This is a genomic window from Providencia sp. PROV197 (assembly GCF_028479625.1).
In the GTDB taxonomy this organism is placed as follows: Bacteria; Pseudomonadota; Gammaproteobacteria; order Enterobacterales; family Enterobacteriaceae; genus Providencia; species Providencia vermicola.
Window position 1 is genome coordinate 31,418 of record NZ_JAMPNZ010000014.1, and the last position, 23,036, is coordinate 54,453.

Here is a 23,036-nt window from a genome sequence, read left to right on the forward strand (position 1 = left end):
GTGATTAAAGTTTATGCACCCGCTTCAATTGGTAATGTTAGTGTCGGGTTTGATGTCCTTGGGGCGGCGGTTTCACCCGCTGACGGCTCATTATTAGGCGATTGTGTGACTGTCGAAGCGGCAGAGACGTTTTCGTTAACCAATAAAGGCAAATTTGTTTCTAAGCTACCAAAGAAAAACGAGCACAATATCGTTTACCAATGTTGGCAGCTGTTTTGTGAGCGTTTGGGGAAAACCTTGAATGTGGCAATGACGCTGGAGAAAAACATGCCAATTGGCTCTGGCTTAGGTTCGAGCGCATGTTCTGTTGTTGCTGCACTGATGGCGCTGAATGAATTTGCGCAAAAGCCGTTCGATGACACTCAGCTGCTTGGCATGATGGGAGAATTGGAAGGGCGTATTTCAGGTAGCGTGCATTACGATAACGTCGCACCGTGTTTCCTTGGCGGATTACAGCTGATTATTGAGCAAAATGGTATTATTTCACAACCTGTACCAGCATTTGAAAATTGGTATTGGGTAATGGCGTATCCAGGAATTAAAGTCTCGACAGCTGAAGCGCGTGCTATCTTACCAAACAGCTATCCGCGTCATGATATCGTTAATCATGGGCGTTATCTCTCGGGCTTTATTCACGCTTGTCATACTCACCAGCCATTATTGGCGGCGACGATGATCCAAGATGTTGTCGCAGAGCCATACCGTACACAATTGCTGCCTGGCTTTGCTGAGGCTCGTCAAAATGCTAAAGAAATTGGCGCATTAGCTTGCGGGATCTCTGGCTCAGGGCCAACATTATTTGCTATTTGTGATGACAAACTCATCGCCGAAAAAATGGCCACGTATTTGCAACAACATTATATTCAGAATGATGAAGGCTTTGTGCATATCTGCCGTTTGGATCTCGCCGGGGCAAGGACAATAGGGTAAACAATGAAACTGTATAATTTAAAAGATAACAACGAACAAGTCAGCTTTGCGCAAGCCGTCAAGCAAGGTTTAGGCAAGCAACAAGGCCTATTTTTTCCACAAGATTTGCCAGAATTTAGCACAGCAGAAATCGACGAATTATTAAAATTAGATTTCGTTACGCGCAGTAGTAAAATTCTGAGCGCATTTATTGGTGATGAGATTCCAGAAGCAGAGCTTGCGGCGCGTGTTAAAACGGCATTTACTTTCCCTGCACCTGTTTCTAAAGTGGAAGATGACGTGGCAACCCTAGAGCTATACCACGGGCCAACATTGGCATTTAAGGACTTTGGTGGGCGCTTTATGGCACAGGCTCTGGGGCAAGTTGCAGGTGAGCAACCTGTGACTATTTTAACCGCAACGTCTGGTGATACAGGTGCGGCAGTGGCACATGCTTTCTATCGTTTAAATAACGTCCAAGTCGTGATCCTCTACCCAGAAGGCAAAATTAGCCCGCTACAAGAAAAACTGTTCTGTACGCTGGGTGAAAATATTCACACGGTGGCAATCAAAGACGATTTCGATGCATGCCAAGCATTAGTTAAACAATCGTTTGATGATGAAGAGTTGAAAAAAGCGTTATTTTTAAACTCCGCGAACTCGATCAATATCAGCCGCTTATTAGCGCAGATCTGCTATTACTTTGAAGCGGTTGCACAGATCCCCGCAGAAAAACGCGATCAACTGGTGATCTCGGTTCCTAGCGGCAACTTTGGCGATCTCACGGCAGGTTTATTGGCGAAATCCATGGGCTTACCTGTTAAACGCTTTATTGCGGCAACCAATGTGAATGACACTGTTCCACGTTATTTAGTCGAAGGTGAGTGGAAACCGCATCAAACTGTCGCAACATTGTCTAATGCGATGGATGTGAGCCAGCCAAATAACTGGCCACGTATTGAAGAACTCTTCCGCCGCAAAGGTTGGTCTTTGAAAGAACTTGGATTTGGTGCAGTTGATGATGAAGTGACAAAAGATACCGTTCGTGAATTGGATAAAAAAGGCTATTTATCTGAACCTCATGCGGCGGTTGCTTACCGTGTGTTACGTGATCAACTCCAAGCGGGTGAATATGGTCTATTTTTAGGTACGGCACATCCTGCTAAGTTTAAGGAAAGTGTTGAAGAAATCCTTAATAAGGAAATACCTTTACCGAAAGAATTAGCTGAGCGTGCAGATTTGCCATTGTTATCGCATTTCTTACCCTCTGATTTTGCGCAGCTACGTCACTTTTTGATGAAACTTGCACCTAAATCATAATTAGAAATCATTCGTAAAAATAATACAAAGTGGGATAAACAAAGAGAATATCCCACTTTATTTGTAAGTATTGCCAAAAAATAACTATCATTTGTTTATATAACTATTGCTCAGGTGAATAAATTAAGTGCAATGTTATATCTTAATAACTTAAGAATGTTTATGGCCTTTATTGTCGTTAACCCAGACATCGCCCTCATCCCCTTTTTTTTCTTCTACCCAAACATCACCATCATCTCCATTTGTTGCTTGAGTCTGATTTGAATGTAGATAAATAATAGGTGGAGTTAGAATCGGTGGAAAAATTGGTAAGGCAGAAGATACTAGAGGGAATAATATTAATGAGAATAGAGTGGATTTTATATACATATAATTTCCTTTTTTAAAAGTTAAAATTGAACTGCATAAAAAAGACTAGTTTATTTATGGTCAGGTTAAAAGCAAATCTAGAATAGATGACGTAATAAAATTTAATTTAGTCAATTAAATAATAAAAATTAATTTTAATAATTTGATATATTAAGAATAAGCCATACTTGTATATTAATATGGCTTTTAATTATACTCTAATTCATTCTATTGGAATGAAACTGTATTTCTTTTTGAATTGATTCAGATGAACTGTTTTTGTTGAAGTTTAGCATGGCAATGGCTTTTTCATGCTCATTCATATCACTAAATAGTTTTGCTACTGAGGTTTCACTTTTGGTCGATTTTTTTGATTTTTCTTGATGTTTTTCAATCATATTCAAGATAGATGCTGAGGTATTATTGTGGGTAAAACTTAAAGCAATAGCGGCTTGTTCATGACTATCCAGTTGCGAAAATGGTTCGGTAGAACGAGTGTTTTTATTTGTGGATATACCAGCTTGGTTTAAATGACGATTAATCGCTTTTAGATTGGAATAAGCCGTATTGTTCTCGGTGAAACTTAGTGCTGTAGCCGCATTTTCATGTATTTCAGCATTAGTTTGGGCTAATGCAACCTGAGTTGTTGATACCAGAAGCGTTAAGGCAAAGACAAACTTTTTCATAATAAATCCTTATTAAATTAAATTAAATTGCTTTTCTTGTTACTATAATAAGGTTTCATTTCTGTCTTCATGCTGACGCTTAAATGACAAAAATGCCATTTAAGCGTTATTGGGATTAAAAATTTTTTGGCAAAATTAAAGTGAAACGTGTTGAATAATCATCTGAAGAGACTGTTATATATCCTTTGTGCGCTAAAATAATTGATTTAACAATTGCTAGGCCAATTCCGCTTCCTTCATTTTTTCGTTGTCTTGACTTATCAACTCGATAAAAACGGTCAAAAAGTTTTGGTAAGTGTTCTTCTGGTATTTTAACTCCAGGGTTACTTATAATAAGCTCAATACCATTTTTTATATTGGATATATTAATACTAACAGAGTCACCCTTGGGCGTATAACGAATAGCATTTGAAATTAAATTTGTGATAGCTCTTCTAAGCATATCTTTGTCAGCCATAATTGGTTCTGCATCTCCAATAAGCTTCAGTTTTATTTCATTGTCTTCAGCAAGATATTCAAAATAATCAAAAATTAACTCAATCTCAGCTTTAATATGAATAAGTTTTTTTTCAGGGATAAGCATATTATCATCTGCTTGAGCAAGAAAAAGCATATCGGATATCATTCTGGAAAGTCGGTTATATTCTTCTAGGTTTGAATAAAGGACTTCGACAAGCTCCTCTTTTGTCCGATTTTTATTTAGCGAAATTTGAGTTTCTGTCATTAAGTTTGTAATCGGTGTTCGCATCTCGTGAGCGATATCGGCAGAAAAATTAGTCTGCCGAACAAAAACATCCTCAATTTTCACTATCATTTGGTTAAATGATTCAGTGAGCTGCTTTAATTCTTTTGGTACGGATGTGGGGTCTAACCGAATGCTCAAATTTTCCGACGTGACATTTTTAATTTTGTCACTGACTTCTTTAAGGGGCTTAAGCCCTTTAATGACGAGAAAATAGACAATAATAACTGTTAATAAACAGAGTAAAACAGCACTAATGATTAAGTTATTGATTAAGGAGTTCAGGTAATCATGATGAAAGTTAAGAGAAAGTGCGGTTACTAATCGATATTTTTTTGTGTCATTCGGCACGCGAACCTGAATATGACTTTCAGCAATACGGTAATTTTCAAGATATTGGTCGTGGTTATCTTTTTCAATATTATAGTTTTTTAATGCTTTAATAATTTCTTTATTCGTATTGGGGGAAACTAACGTATTACCCTGATTATCTGAAAGGTAAACAGCAATATCTTGGTGCTCATTTAAAATAGTTTGTATACGAGAAAATTGTTCATTTTGTGGATCTGAGTTTTCACTTAATAAGCTACTAATGGTTAAATTTATCTGGCTTAAGGTGTATTCGTCCTGTTGCTTAAAATGTAACACAACGGAGTTGATCATGATCCAACTAAATAATAATAAAGCCAGTGATAGTGTCGCACCGATCAAAATGACGAGTCGAGTTAAGATAGAGACAGGCGTATTAAATAATTTAATCATTTTCTAGGATCTCTAGTAAATATCCCATTCCTCTGATGGTATGGATCAATTTTGGCTCGTAATTGAGATCTATTTTTGATCTTAAACGCTTAATCGCCACATCAATGACATTGGTATCACTGTCAAAATTCATGTCCCACACTTTTGAGGCAATCAAAGAGCGAGATAAAACCTCACCTTGGTGTAAAACAAAAAATTCAAGTAGCGCGAATTCTTTACTGGTTAAATTAATTTTATCGTTGGCACGAGTAACGCGTCGTTTTATTAAATCGACATGAAGGTCTGCAATATGAAATTGAGTTTTTTGGATACTATTATTACCACGGCGCAGTAATGTACGAACGCGTGCTAGTAATTCAGAAAAATCGAAAGGTTTGATTAAATAATCATCGGCTCCCAATTCGAGCCCTTTTACTCGATGCTCAACATTACCTAATGCTGTTAGCATTAATATGGGGGCATTTTTTCCCATCGCTCGCAAATTTTTGGCAATTTCCCAACCATTAATATCGGGTAGCATCACATCAAGAATAATTAAATCATACGCTTCAGTTGTCGCCATATGTAGGCCTGTGATCCCATTCTCTATTGCATCAACCACAAAGCCAGATTCTGTTAATCCTTTGGATAAATATTCTCTGGTTTTATGTTCATCTTCCACAATCAGTAATTTCACAGTCACCTCAACGACAATATTTGTACGACTTCATTCTAAGCATTGAAATCCACAAATGTAAAATGACAAATTTGTCATTTTCATGTCATGAATCTAACAGATGGTTTTTTTTACGATAACGCTAATTTAAATCACTAGAGGCATGGCTATACCATGTATTTTCCCAAAATATTATTGATAGCGAATGCCCTAATTTTAAGTGGCTGTGTTTCATTAGCGCCTGAATACCAACGCCCAAATTTAAATATCCCGAACCAATTAAACAGCGGTGCACCCACCTCAAGTGAAAAATCAACATTTTCAGTACCAAGCTGGCAAGCATTTATTCAAGACTCGCAACTAAAAGCGGTTATTCAGCGTGCGCTTGAAAAAAATAGTGATCTTTATTTAGCGGTATTGGATGTCGAAGAAGCTCGAGCCCGTTTTGGGTTAGCCAGTGCAGAAAAATATCCGCAGATGAATGCTTCAATGGGGAGCGAGTATAGCCAAGGGTTACAGCAAGGCGCTGTATTCGATAAAAAATATAATGCAGGCGTAGATATTCGCTATGAATTGGATTTTTTTGGGCGAATAAGGAACTTAACTGAAGCCGATAGAGCCAAATTTATTGCCTCAGAAGAGATGCTCAGAGCGACTCAAATTTTAACCATTAAAACGGTCGCTGAGGCTTATCTAGATGTGGCGTATAACCAGCAACTCTTATTGATTGCACAAGAGACGAAAGCCAGTTACCTCAATAGCCAGTCGATTGTGGCACAAAAAGTGGCAGCGGGAAAAGCGACATTGGCTGATTTAGAACAAGCGAGAGGGCAAGTTCAGTCAATTGAGATCAATATCGAAAACATTCACCGCGAAATTGCCAGAAATGAAAACTTAGTGAATTTTTTAACGAATGACTATATTCAACAAGTCAAAATGCCAGAAGGTGGTTTTGAGCTTAATTACCCGTTGATTACAGCCCCCTCAGCCTTATCGTCTGACATTCTATTAAGCCGCCCAGATATTATAGCAGCAGAGCAAAATATTATTTCTGAAAATGCCAATATTGGCGTAGCAAGAGCCGCCTTTTTCCCGTCGATTTCCTTCAATACTGGTGTTGCTAACAGTAACGACTCGTTATCTGGCTTATTTGATTCTTCTAATGGTATTTGGAATTTTATTCCTAAAATCACCTTACCTATTTTTACTGGGGGAACAAATAGCCGAAATCTAGAGCTCGCAAATATTCGTAAAAATAAAGCCATAGTGAACTACGAAAAAAGTATTCAAGTAGCATTTCGTGAAGTGAAAGATGCGTTGGTTATTAAGTCGAGTTTGGAGAGGCAATTAAGTGAGCAGGTACTGTACGTCAATACATTGCAGAGTGTCTTAACACAGAAACAATCAAGTTACCGCCATGGGGGGGCTAGCTACCTTGATGTACTTGAAGCACAGAGAAGCTTATTTACTGAGCAGCAAAATTTACTGAAGTTAAAAATCGAACAGCAGAAGAATGAGGTGACTTTATTCTCTGCACTAGGTGGTGGGTTTATTAAATCATAAGGATAAGTATGAAAAAGTTAAACGGCATTATTTTTGCCCTTTCAATCGGCATGTTCACTGCGACAGGTTACGCAAATACAGCGGATCATAATCACTCAGTTTACCCCGAAAAAGTTGCAGAACCTGTTATCAATACGGAAGGGAAATTAATTTCTATTGATAAAGAAAATAAGAAATTAACGATTAACCACAAAGAGATTGAAAGTATTGGTTGGCCACCAATGACGATGCGCTTCACTTATGAAGATGAAAATATGATTAAAGGCTTACAAGACAATGACGAATTAAAATTTTCCTTTGAGCAAAAAGGCAATCTTTCAATATTGAAATCCGTCGAAAAAATAAACTAATTAGATAGAGAGATGTTATGTCATTAATTAACCTCACTAAATTGCTGTTGGTTATTATTGTATCGAGCGTTATTTCAATCTTGTTTTATCGCTATTTTTTTGTTGAAGAAAATAATAGTCAACTGATGGAAAAACAAGAACGAACGGTATTGTATTGGTATGACCCTATGTATCCAAATACCAAGTTTGATCAACCAGGTAAGTCGCCATTTATGGACATGGATCTTGTGCCTAAATATGCCGATGAAAACCAAGGATCAGCAAAGAGTAAAGGAGTCACCATTAACCCAACTCAAACCCAAAATTTAGGGTTAAAAACGGTTGAGGTAAAATGGGGGCAATTAAGCTATGACCTAACATTTCCTGCTGAAATTACGTTTAATGATCACCAATTTGCGATTGTACAAGCAAGGGAAAGCGGCTTTGTGGAAAAAGTTTATCCATTTACCGTTGGTGAACGAATTCAAAAAGGCGTTCCAATTGCAGATTTAACGATCCCAGCGTGGGTTGAGGCGCAAAGTGAATATTTAGCGTTAAAACAAATGGGTGCTAACCAATCTGATCTTAATAGCGTGATCGAGCGCTTACGATTAAATGGAATGCCTGAAGGATCGCTATCCCAATTTATTAAAACGGGGAAAGTGCAAACACGCTTTACCATTCAAGCACCGATATCCGGTGTTATTACTGCATTAAATCTACGTTTAGGAATGAATATTTCTAAAGAAGTGACTATCGCCCAAATACAGGGAACTAATCCCCTGTGGGTGAATGCATCCGTCTCCCAATCAGCGGCGGAATTATTGACTAAACAAGCCCAGTTTTCTGTTTCTATTCCCGCTTATTCAACTCAGCAATTTATAGTGAAAAACTGGTTAGTATTACCAAGTGCGGATCAAGCAAGCCGTACCATCAATATCCGTGCAGAAATTGAAGATAACGCCAATGTATTAAAACCAGGAATGACCGCCTATTTAAACGTATTGGCGAAAGGCCAAGAAAGTTTATTAGTCCCCTCTCAAGCTATTGTGGATTCAGGGAAAGAACAACACGTTATTGTGGTGGGGGAGCAAGGGGAGTTTATCCCTAAGAACGTGCGTATTATGGCAGAGTCCAAGCAAACAACGGCTATTTCACAAGGGTTACAAGTTGGCGAAAAGGTTGTGACGCAAGGTATTTTCCTGATCGATTCAGAAGCAAATATTGCGGGTGCATTAGCCCGAATGGAGGCGCTTCCTGTGCAATCCACGTCATTAAATCATTCATCGCATAAATCTAAGGAGTAGGCTATGTTGGAATGGATTATAAGACGCTCGGTTGCGAATCGCTTTTTAGTTTTAATGGGGGTGGTATTTTTAGTCATAATAGGAATATGGAGTATCCGTAGTACGCCTGTTGATGCACTGCCTGACTTATCTGATGTGCAGGTGATCATCAAAACCACTTACCCAGGGCAAGCTCCCCAGCTGGTTGAAAATCAAGTTACTTACCCGATTACGACCACAATGTTATCCGTACCAGGGGCGAAAACAGTTCGCGGTTTTTCTGCCTTCGGTGACTCTTATGTGTATGTGATTTTTGAGGATAATACGGATTTATATTGGGCTCGTTCACGGGTTTTGGAATACTTAAACCAAGTTCAGGCAAAACTGCCAAAAGGTGCGGTCGCCTCAATTGGCCCAGATGCAACGGGTGTAGGTTGGGTGTTTGAATATGCCTTGGTTGATAAAAGCGGTAAACATAACTTAGCTGAATTACGATCGCTGCAAGATTGGTTTTTGAAATATGAATTAAAAGCGCTGCCAAATGTTTCTGAAGTTGCAACAGTTGGTGGTGTAGTGAAGTCCTATCAAATTATTGTTGACCCACTTAAATTAACGCAGTTTTCAGTGACGTTACCTGAAATAAAACAAGCAGTTGAAATGGCGAACCAAGAGGCTGGTGGGTCTTCCATCGAAATTGCCGAAGCTGAGTTTATGGTTAGAGCCAATGGTTACCTGCAATCCATGGATGACTTTAATAAAATCTACCTAAAAATGGCGGAAAATAACGTCCCAATCTACCTGAAAGATGTGGCTCGCATTCAAGAAGGCCCTGAAATGCGCCGTGGTGTTGCTGAGCTTAACGGGGAAGGTGAAGTTGTCGGTGGGATCATTTTATTACGTTCAGGTGAAAATGCGCGAAATGTTATTCATGATGTAAAACAAAAGCTTGAAGATTTGAGCGCGAGTTTGCCAGACGGTATTGAAATCATCACAACCTATGATAGAAGCATTCTGATTGATAATGCGATTGATAACCTCAGCGATAAATTGTTAGAAGAGTTTATTGTTGTTGCTTTAGTTTGTGCAGTTTTCTTATGGCATTTCCGCTCTGCTTTAGTAGCGATTATTTCTTTACCTCTAGGGCTATTTATTGCGTTTATTGTTATGCGTTACCAAGGAATAAATGCAAACATTATGTCGCTTGGGGGAATTGCGATTGCGATTGGCGCAATGGTTGATGCGGCTATTGTGATGATTGAAAATGCCCATAAAAAATTAGAAAAATGGCAACATCAACATGAAGGGCAAATTCTTGATAATACACAGCGTTGGAAATTAATTACTGACTCAGCGGTTGAAGTCGGGCCTGCATTATTTATCAGCTTACTTATTATCACGTTGTCTTTTATTCCCATCTTTACGTTGGAAGGCCAAGAAGGGCGTTTATTTGGCCCTCTGGCATTTACCAAAACCTATGCGATGGCTGGGGCTGCTGCACTAGCATTAATCGTAATTCCGATATTAATGGGGTATTGGATCCGCGGTAATATCCCAAATGAAAATAAAAACCCACTAAACCGTTGGCTAATTGCAATATATAGCCCAATTTTATTAAAAGTGTTGGCATGGCCGAAAACGACATTGCTGATTGGCATTCTGTCATTGTTTACTGTGATATGGCCATTAAAGCATTTAGGGGGTGAATTTCTCCCGTCAATTAATGAAGGTGATTTGCTGTATATGCCCTCGACACTACCGGGGGTATCTCCTGCTCAAGCGGCGTTTTTATTACAAAATACCGATAAGCTAATCAAAACTATTCCTGAAGTTGATACCGTTTTTGGCAAGGTGGGGAAAGCAGAAACTGCTACTGACTCGGCACCGATGGAAATGATCGAAACCACCATTCGTTTAAAGCCACAGTCTGACTGGCGTGAAGGGATGACATTGGAAAAAATTATCGATGAGTTAGATGAAACTGTGCGTTTGCCAGGAGTTGCTAATTTATGGGTTCCACCGATTCGTAATCGAATCGATATGCTTTCCACAGGGGTCAAAAGCCCGATAGGCATTAAAGTTTCAGGGAAAGACCTCGAAGAAATCGATGCATTTGCGCAACAGATTGAAAAAGTGACGAAAACAGTCCCAGGGGTCGTCTCTGTATTAGCCGAACGGCTGGTGGGCGGTCGGTATGTTGATGTCAAAATCGATAGGGAAAAAGCCGCTCGTTTTGGTATGAGTATCAGCGATGTACAGGTTTATATCTCTATGGCGACAGGGGGGGAGATGATAGGAGAAACCGTTGAAGGGATTGAGCGTTATCCCATTAGCCTAAGATACCCACAGGATTATCGAAACAGTGTTTCTGCATTGAAACTATTACCGATTTTAACACCCAATAAGCAACAAATCGTTCTCAGTGATGTGGCTGATGTGGTAGTGCAAATGGGGCCACCGATGCTAAAAACAGAAAATGCACGGCCCACCAGTTGGATTTATATCGATGCGCGGGATAGGGATATGGTCTCTGTCATTAATGATATTGATATGGTAATAAAAAATAATATTCAAATGAAACCAGGGGTCAGCTACTCCTTCACAGGGCAATTTGAATTACTTGAAAGAGCCAACCAAAAATTAATGTTAATGGTACCTGCTACTATTATGATTATTTTTGTCTTGCTCTATTTAGCCTTCAGGCGCTTTAGCGAGGCTCTGTTGATTTTATTAAGTTTGCCTTTTGCATTAGTGGGGGCGATTTGGTTCCTATATGGGATGAACTTTAATTTATCCGTTGCAACAGGGACTGGCTTTATTGCATTAGCAGGGGTTGCCGCTGAATTTGGTGTGGTGATGTTGATTTATTTAAGGCATGCCATTGAAGACAGAGAAAAACTGCAAGGAATAAATACATTATCCAATCAGGATTTAGATAGTGCGTTATATGAAGGGGCAGTATTGCGCGTCCGACCTAAAGCGATGACAGTTGCCGTTATTTTAGCGGGATTATTGCCAATTTTATTAGGAACAGGAGTTGGGTCAGAGGTGATGAGCCGAATTGCTGCCCCAATGATTGGCGGGATGATAACGGCACCATTATTATCGTTATTTATCATTCCAGCTGCATATAAATTAATTTGCCAAATACGCCATAAGAAATAGAAATTTTACAGGTATTAATCATTATTATTGATAAGGTAAATAGCAATGAAAAAGATAATTTTAGGTGGAATGTTTTTACTGTCATTTTCTGCATTTTCTCAAAACCAGAGCGTGCAACTATATAAAGATGCCAATTGCGGTTGCTGCCAGTTATGGGGAGAAGGAGTAAAAAAAGCAGGGTATGACGTTGTGGTCAATGAAATCAGTTATGATGAATTGAACAAGCTGAATGATGAGCTGAATGTGCCATATAACTTACGCAGCTGCCATATCGCGAAATATAAAGGTAAAGTGATTGTTGGGCATGTGCCTGTGAGCAGTTTAGATGCGATTGATACGTTGCCTGCGGATGTGGTTGGAATTTCAGTACCAGGTATGCCAATTGGCAGCTTAGGGATGGAGCAGCCAGATGGAAGAACGCAGCCGTATTCAGTGGTTCAATTTAAAGCCAATGGCGAATACCGTTAGTTCAGAAAAATAGATTAAGTTGCAGGGGAACCTGCAACTTTTGTGACGGTGGTTAGCTTTCTAATATCAGCTCAATAGATTTTAGTTCTTCTTGGCTAAAATCGCGGTTTTTTAAGATCCCTATTGCGTCATCAATTTGGCTAATACGGCTTGCCCCAATCAAAACGGAAGTGATCCTATCATGGCGTAATAACCACGCTAATGCCATTTGGCTTAGCTTTTGATCGCGTTTTGCCGCAATTTCATTCAACTGTTTAACTTTTGCTAAGATAGCAGAAGTCAGTCGCTCAGGAGGCAATGACGGATTACCAGCAGCTCGTGAGTCGGCGGGGATACCATTTAAATAGCGATCCGTTAAGATCCCGCCAGCAAGTGGAGAATATGCGATTGAACCTACGCCTTCTTCTTCAAGAACATCAAACAAACCTTCTTCGGGCGTGCGTTCAAGCATGGAATATTTTGGTTGGTGGATAAGGCAGGGTGTTCCTAATTCAGTCAGAATACCAATGGCCTCTTTCGCTAAATCGGCGGGGTAGTTTGAAATCCCAACGTACAGTGCTTTTCCTTGGCGAACAATTAAGTCAAGAGCAGCCATGGTTTCTTCTAATGGCGTATCAGGGTCTGGGCGATGGTGGTAAAAAATATCCACATAATCAAGCCCCATACGCTTTAAACTTTGGTTGAGACTGGCAACCAAATATTTTTTGCTTCCCCAATCGCCATAGGGGCCATCCCACATGGTAAACCCCGCTTTTGATGAAATGATCATTTCATCGCGATAAGGTAGAAAATCTCGCTGTAAGATCTGGCCAAACCTCGTTTCGGCAGATCCTGGAGGAGGGCCATAGTTATTGGCAAGATCAAAATGCGTAATACCAAGGTCAAAAGCATGGCGCACCATGGCTTGGCAGTTATCAAACGATTTGTTATCGCCAAAATTATGCCATAACCCTAATGAAATCAGTGGTAAACGCAGTCCACTGCGGCCACATAAACGGTATTCCATTTCAGTATAGCGCTTTGATGATGCGACATAAGGCATACTTCACCTCCAAAATAGTGAGCAAAAATCATTCTGATATTGTCATAAACCCCAAATGTGAGCTGAGGAATCGATGCTAATTTAATTTAGTATGGTCTTTTTATCGCTAAATTGTGATGGTGTACGAAGAATTTTGGGATGCATTGAAAACAGAGGGTATTCACTGTGAGTGAATACCCTCTGTTAGAAGATTAAATTTGTTCTGGGCGAGTAAAAATGAGCTCATTACCTTTAGATTGGCTTTCATCAAATTGATAACCTTCTAAATTAAAGTCAGACAATTGATCGGTTTTTGTCAGTTTATTTTGAATAATAAATCGGCTCATTAAACCGCGTGCTTTCTTTGCATAAAAGCTGATGACTTTGTATTTGCCGTTTTTCTCATCAAGGAAAACAGGCTTAATAATCTTCCCATCTAATTTTTTGGTATTTACCGATTTAAAATATTCGTCAGATGCAAGGTTGACTAAGACTTGGTCTTTTTGCTGAGCAAGAGCCAGGTTCAATTGTTTGGTAATGATATCGCCCCAGAATTCATAGAGGTTTTTACCACGGGTATTTTTTAGTGAAATTCCCATTTCAAGGCGATAAGGCTGCATTAAATCTAATGGGCGCAAGATACCATAAAGACCCGATAAAATACGTAAATGGGATTGGGCAAATTCAAAATCTGCAGGGGAAAATGTCTCTGCTTTCATTCCCGTATAAACATCACCTTTAAACGCTAAAATGGCTTGGCGTGCATTTTCAGGGGTAAAGTCTGCGTGCCATTCTGCAAAACGAGCGGCGTTGAGGCCTGCCAATTTATCACTGATTTTCATTAAACTGGCGATATCCACAGGGGTTAACTTACGGCATTCTTTGATGAGCTTTTGCGATTCTGCTAATAACTCAGGTTGCGTAAATTTTGCTGTCGCAAGCGGGCTTTCGTAGTCTAGTGTTTTTGCAGGTGAAATAGTAATAAGCATGACTTGACCCTTTATAAAAGAATAATAACGCTTACTTTAGCAAAAATTCATCCTAAATAGCTAATTGATGCAATAAGGCAAATCAATATTATTCTTTGCTATTGTTAGCTGACGAGATATTTCGCTAAAAGGATTCAGCTTGATATCAAGTTGCGAAACCGATTGCCAATCAAATAGTTGCTTTTGACTAGATTTCCTTGCTTGCAGCAATATGGATGCATGATATTATCTGTAGACGGTGCGGCGATAGCCACAATTCCTTTATAATACGCAAAGTAATTCAAGTTGCAGTCTGTTAGCCAATGCATCTACAACTTGAAGCATGACGGGTTACCCTAAATACTTCAAGTTGTAGGTAGGCGGCAAGTAAACGAGTATCTAGGAGCATACATTAGTATGTGACTAGAGCGAGAGAGCGTAGCCAACACCGCTACAACTTGAAATATAACGGGTATAACAACGAGATTAAAGAAATGACCGATAAACTGACCTCCTTACGTAGTCTGACAACTGTTGTTGCTGATACAGGCGACATCGAAGCAATGAAGCTTTACAAACCACAAGATGCGACCACCAACCCGTCGCTGATCTTAAATGCTGCACAAATTCCTGAGTACCGTAAATTAATTGATGAAGCGGTTGAATGGGCACGTAAGCAAAGCAGCAATCGTGAGCAACAAATTATTGATGCTTGTGACAAACTGGCTGTGAATATCGGTCTGGAAATTCTGAAATTAGTTCCGGGTCGTATTTCTACCGAAGTTGATGCACGTCTTTCTTATGACGAAGAAGCCTGTATTGCTAAAGCACGTCATTTAATCAAAATGTACAACGATGCGGGTATCAGCAATGATCGCATCCTGATTAAATTAGCGTCTACTTGGCAGGGTATCCGTGCAGCGGAAAAACTGGAAAAAGAAGGTATCAACTGTAACCTGACTTTATTATTTTCTTTTGCTCAAGCACGCGCTTGTGCAGAAGCAGGTGTTTACCTGATCTCTCCATTCGTGGGCCGTATCCTTGACTGGTACAAAGCAAATACTGACAAAAAAGAGTTTGCACCACAAGAAGATCCAGGTGTGGTTTCTGTAACTGAAATCTATAACTACTACAAAGCGCACGGCTATAAAACAGTTGTTATGGGTGCAAGTTTCCGTAATGTGGGCGAAATCATTGAATTAGCAGGTTGCGATCGCTTAACAATCTCCCCAGGCTTACTGAAAGAGCTGTCTGAGTCTGAAGGCACATTAGTACGTAAACTGACTGACGCGGGTAAAACGCAAGAGCCAGGTGCTAAACTGACTGAAGCTGAATTCTACTGGCAGCATAACCAAGATCCAATGGCGGTTGATAAACTGTCTGACGGTATCCGTAAGTTTGCTGTAGACCAAGAAAAACTGGAAAAAATGATTGCGGATTTACTGTAATTTTTCTAGCGTCGTCAAAACCCAGCCAATTGGTTGGGTTTTTTTATGGCTATTTTTCATTGATTTATATCTCAATTTAAATATAAAAAAGCCACAACGCTGCATGAAAATATGCTTCATGGTATGATATTACACCTGTTTATGGGCAAATAAACAGTTTCTGATAAGTCAATTTTTGAGGTTTGTATGAATGAATTGCGCATAGGTCTGGTTTCTGTTTCTGATCGTGCTTCGAGCGGTATTTATGAAGATAAAGGCATCCCTGCATTAGAAGAGTGGTTAGCAAAAACGCTAACAACGCCTTTTCGCATTGAAACGCGGTTAATTCCAGATGAGCAAGTCATGATTGAACAAACTTTGTGTGAGCTGGTGGATGAGTTTGCATGCCATTTAGTGCTTACCACAGGTGGCACAGGGCCTGCTCGTCGTGATGTGACACCAGATGCAACATTAGCCATCGCCGATCGTGAAATGCCAGGGTTTGGTGAGCAAATGCGCCAAATTAGCTTGAAATTCGTTCCCACTGCTATTTTATCGCGTCAAGTCGGCGTGATCCGCAATCAGGCCTTAATTTTAAACTTACCAGGGCAGCCAAAAGCCATTGCTGAAACATTGGAAGGGTTGAAAGATAAGGAAGGAAATGTACTGGTATCAGGGATTTTTGCCAGTGTTCCTTATTGCATTCAATTGCTCGATGGCCCGTATGTGGAAACTGATCCTACAATCGTTAAGGCGTTTAGGCCAAAATCGGCGATCCGTACTGAATAAGTTTTGAATACAATCAGGTGAGCATTCACTCACCTGATTAAATACCATTAGCAATAATTAGCCGCGCTGGCCAATAGGTAGCACAGTTCTGCCGTATTGCTCATTTAACACTTCTGCGACCGCTAAATAGAACGCACTTGCACCACAGATAATTCCTTCGAAACCTGCAAATTGGAGTAGCGCAGCGTTGCCCGTTAGATTGCCAATAGCAAGTAAGGCAAATAAGACTGTTAAGCTACCAAAAACAAATTGCAGCACAACGTTAGCTTTAAATGTGCCAAGGAACATGAAAAAGGTAAAAATCCCCCAAATAGCAAGGAAAACGCCTAAAAATTCAGGCGAGGTGGCTTCGGCTAACCCCATAGTTGGTAAAAATAATAAACCAACTAATGCAATCCAAAACATCCCATAAGAGGTAAATGCGGTTGCGCCAAATGTATTGCCCTTTTTATATTCAATCAGCCCTGCGATAAATTGGGCAATCCCACCATAAAAAATACCCATGCTTAAAATAACGGATGAAAGTGGAAAAAATCCTGCGTTATGAATATTCAACAGGATGGTTGTCATACCAAAGCCTAGTAAACCAAGTGGGCCTGGATTTGCAAGAGAGCTAGACTGCATATAACCTCTGGTAAAATATATAAAATTCAAATAGATAAAAAGAAATAAACACCGCTAAAATGGCAGTGGCGGCGAATCATACGCAGTTTTAGTTGCCTAAACAATGATCACAAGACAGGTTTTTTTGCAATAAATGCAAATTTTTTTTAATTCCCCCCTTGATGAATGGATTTACGACCCCATCTTTAAAGCATCAACCGATATCTCTGTGAATTATTGCGTATTGAAAAATAATTTAGGCTCAGGGTGAAAAACGCCCTTGAAAAAGAAATATTGAGCCGCATATAGATTGATATCGAAATCATAGTGAAAAGAATTCCTTTGGAGGCGTTTTAGATGGGTAAAATTATTGGTATCGACTTGGGTACAACTAACTCATGCGTTGCAATTATGGATGGTACTACCGCTCGTGTTCTGGAGAACAGCGAGGGTGACAGAACTACTCCTTCCATCATTGCGTACACTCAAGATGGTGAAATTTTAGTTGGTCAGCCAGCAAAACGTCAGGCTGTTACTAACCCAGAAAATACTTTATTTGCAATCAAGCGTTTGATTGGTCGTCGTTTCCAAGACGAAGAAGTTCAGCGCGATGTCGCTATCATGCCATACAAAATCATTGCTGCAGATAACGGCGATGCTTGGTTAGATGTGAAAGGCCAAAAAATGGCACCGCCACAAGTTTCAGCTGAAGTTCTGAAAAAAATGAAGAAAACAGCGGAAGATTACTTGGGTGAGCCAGTCACAGAAGCGGTTATCACTGTGCCTGCTTACTTTAACGATGCTCAGCGTCAAGCAACTAAAGATGCGGGTCGTATCGCTGGTTTAGAAGTAAAACGTATTATCAACGAACCAACAGCAGCAGCATTAGCTTATGGTTTAGATAGAGAAGTTGGTAACCGTACAATTGCTGTTTACGACTTAGGTGGTGGTACATTCGACTTATCAATCATCGAAATTGATGAAGTTGATGGCGAAAAAACCTATGAAGTGTTAGCAACCAATGGTGATACTCACTTAGGTGGTGAAGACTTCGATACACGTTTAATCAACTACTTAGTTGAAGAATTCAAAAAAGAACAAGGTGTTGACCTGCGTAACGATCCGTTAGCAATGCAACGTCTGAAAGAATCTGCAGAAAAAGCGAAAATTGAGCTGTCTTCTGCACAACAAACTGATGTGAACCTGCCATATATCACTGCTGATGCAACAGGTCCAAAACACATGAACATCAAAGTGACTCGTGCAAAATTAGAGTCACTGGTAGAAGACTTAGTTAAGCGTTCAATGGAGCCAGTGAAAGTTGCACTGCAAGACGCAGGTTTAAGTGTGAGTGAAATCAACGATGTTATTTTAGTTGGTGGCCAAACACGTATGCCAATGGTTCAAAAAGTTGTTGCTGACTTCTTTGGTAAAGAACCACGTAAAGACGTTAACCCAGACGAAGCGGTTGCAATGGGTGCTGCAGTACAAGGTGGTGTTTTAGCAGGTGATGTTAAAGACGTTCTGTTACTTGACGTAACGCCTCTGTCTTTAGGTATCGAAACCATGGGTGGCGTGATGACTTCGTTAATTTCGAAGAATACCACTATCCCAACAAAACACAGCCAAGTGTTCTCAACCGCGGAAGATAACCAAGCAGCCGTGACGATCCATGTTCTGCAAGGTGAACGTAAACGTGCGGGTGATAACAAATCACTGGGTCAATTTAACTTAGACGGTATCCAAGCAGCACCACGTGGTATGCCACAAATCGAAGTGACTTTCGACATCGATGCTGATGGTATCTTACATGTGTCTGCGAAAGACAAAAACAGCGGTCGTGAGCAAAACATCACCATTAAGGCTTCTTCAGGCCTGAACGACGAAGAAATCGAAAAAATGGTACGTGACGCAGAAGCGAACGCAGAAGCTGACCGTAAATTTGAAGAGTTAGTGCAGGTTCGTAACCAAGCTGACCAACTGGTTCACGGTACACGTAAACAAATCGAAGAAGCAGGTGACAAATTACCAGCGGACGATAAAGCAAACATCGAAAAAGCAACATCTGAGTTAGAAGCTGCAGCGAAAGGCGAAGATAAAGCAGATATCGAAGCGAAAATCCAAGCTTTAGTCACTGCATCTGCAAAACTTCTGGAAATCGCACAGCAACAAGCTCAATCAGGCGGTGCCGGTGCAGCTGGCGCAGAAGCGAAGAAAGATGATGATGTTGTTGACGCTGAGTTTGAAGAAGTTAACGACAAAGACAAAAAATAATGCCCTTAGCGGGCGCAGTAGCTGTAGCGAAGATGGTTAATAGTTACTGATACCGGATACGGGCGTTGAGGGAACTCTGCGCCCGTTCCGCATGTTAAGGGTAAATTAAATGGCAAAAAGAGACTTTTATCAGGTTTTAGAACTTGAAAAGAATGCTTCAGAAAAAGACATAAAAAGAGCGTATAAGCGCTTAGCAATGAAATACCATCCTGACCGTAATCAGGGCAATAAAGACGAATCTGAAGAAAAATTTAAAGAAATTAAAGAAGCTTACGAAGTTCTTTCCGATGAGCAAAAACGTGCCGCTTATGACCAATATGGTCATGCTGCGTTTGAACAAGGCGGAATGGGCGGCGGCGGGTTTGGCGGTGGCGCTGACTTTAGCGATATCTTTGGTGACGTCTTCGGTGATATTTTCGGAGGCGGTCGCAGACAGCAACGCCCAAGCCGTGGCTCTGATCTGCAGTACAACATGGAATTGACTCTTGAAGAGGCTGTCCGTGGAGTGACCAAAGAAATTCGTATTCCGACGCTAGAAACCTGTGATGTGTGCCATGGTAATGGTGCGAAACCAGGAACCAGTGCTGATACTTGTTCCACTTGTCATGGTATGGGCCAAGTGCATATGCGCCAAGGCTTTTTCTCGGTACAACAACCTTGCCCAACTTGCCACGGTCGCGGAAAAGTTATCAAAGACCCATGCAACAAATGCCATGGTCATGGTCGTGTTGAAAGATATAAAACACTATCAGTTAAAATTCCAGCGGGGGTTGATACGGGTGATCGCGTTCGCTTATCGGGTGAAGGTGAAGCGGGTGAGAACGGAGCTCCAGCAGGCGATTTATTCGTTCAAGTTCATGTATTACCTCATAACATTTTTGAGCGTGATGGTAATAACCTGCATTGCGAAGTACCAATTAACTTTGCCGATGCAGCTTTGGGCGGTGAAATTGAAGTTCCAACCCTTGATGGTCGTGTAAAACTGAAAATTCCAGCAGAGACACAAACAGGTAAAATTTTCCGTATGAAAGGAAAAGGTGTGAAATCTGTGCGTGGAGGTCTGCAAGGCGATTTGATGTGCCACATTGTTGTTGAAACTCCCGTAAAACTGAATGAGAAACAAAAAGCGTTACTCAAAGAGTTTGGCGAGTCTTTAGGTGGCAAAAGTGGAGAAAAAAATAGTCCGCGTTCCAAAAGCTTCCTAGATGGCGTGAAAAAATTCTTTGATGATTTAACGAACAAATAATGTGTTAATTATTTAATAAATTAGAATGGCTGGTCTGTGAAATACAGAACCAGCCATTTTTTTATGTTATTTAACCACTTCCCCGCTAGCAATAACGGTTTCACGTACTTTGTTTGCAAAGTCTTGTGCTTCTTGGATAATCACTTTTTCATCAGCGGTGAGTAATTGGCGGTCTTGCATCAAAACTTTACCGTCTACTATCGTATGGCGAACATTAGCCCCATTCGCGCCATAAACAAGTGCGGCATATGGGCTATACATTGGAACCATATTAGGTGATTTAGTATCAATAACAATAATATCTGCAAGTTTACCCGCTTCAAGTGAGCCTAATTTATCTTCCATATGCAGAACTTTAGCTGAGCCTTTGGTGGCTAGCTCGACAACAGTGAGCGGCGGCATTGCAGCTCGGTCTTTGTTCTCTAGTTTATGAATTTTACCGACTAAATTAAGCTCATTTAATGTTGTTAGAGTATTGCTCGACATTGGGCCATCGGTTCCTAACCCTACCCGAATGCCTTTTTCTAACATAGTCGTGACAGGCGCAACGCCTTTTGCTGATTTGGTGTTGGCACTGATATTATGTGCGACACCGACATCGTATTTTTTCAGCAAATCCATATCTTGCTCATTCACCATAATTGCGTGTGCAGCAATGACTTTATTATTCAGTGCGCCAATATCAGCCATGTATTGAACAGGGCTTTTACCACCTGTTCGCTTAGCAATTTCTTCTTGCTCGCGATCGGTTTCGGCTAAGTGGATCATGACTGGAACATTTAATTCTTGAGATAATGTTGAAATTTGCTGTAAATGCTCAGTTGAGTTGGTATATGGAGCATGGGGTGCAAAAGCTGGAGTTATGCGTGGATGGTCTTTGTATTGATTAATAAAACTCACTGCATATTGAATACCTTCATCTGCATTTTGCGCATCAGCAACAGGAAACTGGATCACGGACTCACCTAAAACAGCTCTTAAGCCAATTTTATCAACCGTTTTTGCCACTTCGTCTTCAAAATAATACATATCGACATATGTTGTGACGCCCCCCTTAATCATTTCAATATTGGCAAGATTCGCACCAACGCGTACCATTTCACGGCTTACCATCTTGTTTTCTAGGGGAAATATATAACGATGTAAGCGGTCTGGAACATCATCCGCCAATGAACGAAAAACAGTCATTGATGCATGAGTATGGGTATTAATTAGACCTGGCATGACAATGTCTCCCTCGACATTGAGCACATTCGTAGCTTGATAGTCTTTTGCAAGCTCTGGTCCACCTACGGCAATGATTTTATTTTCTTTAATGACAACGGTACCGTTTTTGATGATGTGGTTTTTAGCATCCATCGTTAAGACTGTACCATCAACTATCATCATATCCACAGGTGTGACAGAAAAGCTTGCAAAAGAAGACGTCATTGTTGCAAGTGCTAATAAAGACTTTGTAAAAGACATTGTTACCTCATATCCAAATGAAAAATCAGTTTTTATTCTTTATAAAAGGCTCAAGTGGATTTATTAAAAACCACACTCTAATACCTAAATATAAGGGATTGATATTTATGTTCAGTCCCTTATCGCGGGCTAACTGCTAAGTTTGGCAAGTAAAACACCCGATAAAATAACTATGCAGGCAAGAACTCGCATTAAGTTGAACTTTTCTTTTAAAAAGACAATCGAAAGGAACATTGCAAAGAGTACGCTGGTTTCTCTGATGGCTGCTACCATAACTATAGGTGTTTGGCTCATTGCCCAAATAGCAATGCCATAGCTCACTAATTGCATTAACCCACCTAATAACCCAGAACGCCAATATTGCTGAATACCGAGCACAAGTGTTGTGCGATATTTAATAATACCTGAAATAGTTAAGACGATACCATTTAATAAAAATAGCCAAAGTGTATAGACGACAGGGTCTTCACTGGCTCGAGCTCCGTGGCCATCTGAAAGTGTGTAGCAGGCTGTGAAAAAGGCTGTACATAAGGCAAAAGTTAACGCTTTTCCTTTGATATTTAATTGAAATTTTCTTCCAGCAAAGGCGATGAGTAAAACACCACTAATAATGAGCAGTATGCCAATAAAACCCATTAATGGAATAAACTCATTGAATAATACAGCGCCAAGCAATGCTGTAATCAGTGGCGCGGAACCTCGTGAAATAGGGTAAATCTGGCTCAAATCACCGTGAGTATAGGCCTGGCTTAAAAAGTAGGTGTAGCCAATGTGGAACAATACCGATAAGGCCAACCAGTGCATTGCTTGGGGAGAAGGTAGCCCCAACCAAAATATTGCTGGAATGGCGAGCACACCCGAAAAAAAAGAAATCATGACGAGACCAAAAAAACGGTCATTACCAAATTTAACTAAGGCGTTCCAAGTTGCATGGCAAAAAGCAGCAAAAAGGACGGCGAGTAATACGTAAGTAGTCATAATTTAAGGATAAAGATTATTTTTTTGTTTGAA

Annotated in this window: 20 protein-coding genes; 11 read left to right on the forward strand and 9 right to left on the reverse strand. The window is 40.2% G+C overall.

Annotation, left to right across the window (positions count from 1 at the left end):
- Positions 1 to 930, forward strand: a complete 930-nt coding sequence (gene thrB / locus PR808_RS06680) for a homoserine kinase (protein WP_206084512.1) — start codon at positions 1 to 3, stop codon at positions 928 to 930.
- A 3-nt stretch (positions 931 to 933) separates the two neighbouring features.
- Positions 934 to 2,229 (forward strand): threonine synthase, encoded by a 1,296-nt coding sequence (thrC, locus tag PR808_RS06685; RefSeq protein ID WP_206084513.1) that lies wholly within the window; start codon positions 934 to 936, stop codon positions 2,227 to 2,229.
- Between the two features lie 150 nt (positions 2,230 to 2,379).
- On the opposite strand, the gene PR808_RS06690 is transcribed toward thrC, so the two are convergent.
- The 4 genes from PR808_RS06690 to PR808_RS06705 form a co-directional block, all read right to left on the reverse strand.
- Complete coding sequence (locus PR808_RS06690; RefSeq protein ID WP_272538967.1) at positions 2,380 to 2,598, reverse strand: hypothetical protein; 219 nt, start codon at positions 2,596 to 2,598, stop codon at positions 2,380 to 2,382.
- Between the two features lie 197 nt (positions 2,599 to 2,795).
- On the reverse strand, positions 2,796 to 3,263 hold the full coding sequence (locus PR808_RS06695; RefSeq protein WP_272538968.1) for a hypothetical protein: 468 nt from the start codon (positions 3,261 to 3,263) through the stop codon (positions 2,796 to 2,798).
- Positions 3,264 to 3,378: 115 nt separating this feature from the next.
- The gene (locus tag PR808_RS06700) at positions 3,379 to 4,767 is read right to left on the reverse strand and encodes a Cu(+)/Ag(+) sensor histidine kinase (protein WP_272538969.1); all 1,389 of its coding nucleotides are present in this window, start codon (positions 4,765 to 4,767) and stop codon (positions 3,379 to 3,381) included.
- On the reverse strand, positions 4,760 to 5,443 hold the full coding sequence (locus tag PR808_RS06705) for a heavy metal response regulator transcription factor (RefSeq protein ID WP_272538970.1): 684 nt from the start codon (positions 5,441 to 5,443) through the stop codon (positions 4,760 to 4,762). The genes PR808_RS06700 and PR808_RS06705 overlap by 8 nt, the downstream gene beginning before the upstream one ends.
- 153 nt (positions 5,444 to 5,596) lie before the next feature.
- Here PR808_RS06705 and PR808_RS06710 point away from each other — a divergent pair, with 153 nt between their 5' ends.
- The 5 genes from PR808_RS06710 to PR808_RS06730 are packed head-to-tail and all read left to right on the forward strand — an operon-like array spanning position 5,597 to position 12,230.
- Positions 5,597 to 6,985: an efflux transporter outer membrane subunit gene (locus PR808_RS06710; RefSeq protein WP_206084518.1), complete on the forward strand. Its 1,389-nt coding sequence runs from the start codon at positions 5,597 to 5,599 to the stop codon at positions 6,983 to 6,985.
- An 8-nt stretch (positions 6,986 to 6,993) separates the two neighbouring features.
- Entirely contained in the window at positions 6,994 to 7,335 is a 342-nt protein-coding gene (locus PR808_RS06715; protein ID WP_241016854.1) for a copper-binding protein, read from the forward strand.
- Positions 7,336 to 7,352: 17 nt separating this feature from the next.
- Entirely contained in the window at positions 7,353 to 8,621 is a 1,269-nt protein-coding gene (locus PR808_RS06720) for an efflux RND transporter periplasmic adaptor subunit (protein ID WP_272538971.1), read from the forward strand.
- Between the two features lie 3 nt (positions 8,622 to 8,624).
- Positions 8,625 to 11,762 (forward strand): efflux RND transporter permease subunit, encoded by a 3,138-nt coding sequence (locus tag PR808_RS06725; RefSeq protein WP_272538972.1) that lies wholly within the window; start codon positions 8,625 to 8,627, stop codon positions 11,760 to 11,762.
- A gap of 45 nt (positions 11,763 to 11,807) precedes the next feature.
- Entirely contained in the window at positions 11,808 to 12,230 is a 423-nt protein-coding gene (locus PR808_RS06730; RefSeq protein WP_206084521.1) for a DUF411 domain-containing protein, read from the forward strand.
- A gap of 52 nt (positions 12,231 to 12,282) precedes the next feature.
- Here PR808_RS06730 and PR808_RS06735 read toward each other — a convergent pair whose 3' ends face one another.
- Both PR808_RS06735 and yaaA read right to left on the reverse strand, forming a co-directional pair.
- The gene (locus PR808_RS06735; protein ID WP_206084522.1) at positions 12,283 to 13,272 is read right to left on the reverse strand and encodes an aldo/keto reductase; all 990 of its coding nucleotides are present in this window, start codon (positions 13,270 to 13,272) and stop codon (positions 12,283 to 12,285) included.
- A 191-nt stretch (positions 13,273 to 13,463) separates the two neighbouring features.
- The gene (yaaA, locus tag PR808_RS06740) at positions 13,464 to 14,240 is read right to left on the reverse strand and encodes a peroxide stress protein YaaA (protein WP_206084523.1); all 777 of its coding nucleotides are present in this window, start codon (positions 14,238 to 14,240) and stop codon (positions 13,464 to 13,466) included.
- Between the two features lie 473 nt (positions 14,241 to 14,713).
- Here yaaA and tal point away from each other — a divergent pair, with 473 nt between their 5' ends.
- Complete coding sequence (tal, locus tag PR808_RS06745) at positions 14,714 to 15,667, forward strand: transaldolase (RefSeq protein WP_272539038.1); 954 nt, start codon at positions 14,714 to 14,716, stop codon at positions 15,665 to 15,667.
- Between the two features lie 186 nt (positions 15,668 to 15,853).
- Positions 15,854 to 16,435 carry a molybdopterin adenylyltransferase gene (gene mog, locus PR808_RS06750; RefSeq protein ID WP_206084524.1) on the forward strand — a complete coding sequence of 194 codons (582 nt, stop codon included), beginning with the start codon at positions 15,854 to 15,856 and terminating at the stop codon, positions 16,433 to 16,435.
- A 57-nt stretch (positions 16,436 to 16,492) separates the two neighbouring features.
- On the opposite strand, the gene satP is transcribed toward mog, so the two are convergent.
- Entirely contained in the window at positions 16,493 to 17,059 is a 567-nt protein-coding gene (gene satP, locus PR808_RS06755) for an acetate uptake transporter (protein ID WP_272538973.1), read from the reverse strand.
- Positions 17,060 to 17,395: 336 nt separating this feature from the next.
- On the opposite strand from satP, the gene dnaK reads away from it, so the two are divergent.
- Both dnaK and dnaJ read left to right on the forward strand, forming a co-directional pair.
- The gene (gene dnaK / locus PR808_RS06760; RefSeq protein WP_206084526.1) at positions 17,396 to 19,312 is read left to right on the forward strand and encodes a molecular chaperone DnaK; all 1,917 of its coding nucleotides are present in this window, start codon (positions 17,396 to 17,398) and stop codon (positions 19,310 to 19,312) included.
- A 109-nt stretch (positions 19,313 to 19,421) separates the two neighbouring features.
- Positions 19,422 to 20,558 (forward strand): molecular chaperone DnaJ, encoded by a 1,137-nt coding sequence (gene dnaJ, locus PR808_RS06765; protein WP_206084527.1) that lies wholly within the window; start codon positions 19,422 to 19,424, stop codon positions 20,556 to 20,558.
- 66 nt (positions 20,559 to 20,624) lie between these two features.
- Here dnaJ and PR808_RS06770 read toward each other — a convergent pair whose 3' ends face one another.
- Positions 20,625 to 22,025, reverse strand: coding sequence for an amidohydrolase (locus tag PR808_RS06770; protein ID WP_206084528.1), 1,401 nt, complete (start codon positions 22,023 to 22,025; stop codon positions 20,625 to 20,627).
- 129 nt (positions 22,026 to 22,154) lie between these two features.
- The gene (locus PR808_RS06775) at positions 22,155 to 23,003 is read right to left on the reverse strand and encodes an EamA family transporter (RefSeq protein WP_272538974.1); all 849 of its coding nucleotides are present in this window, start codon (positions 23,001 to 23,003) and stop codon (positions 22,155 to 22,157) included.
- Between the last annotated feature and the right edge of the window lie 33 nt (positions 23,004 to 23,036).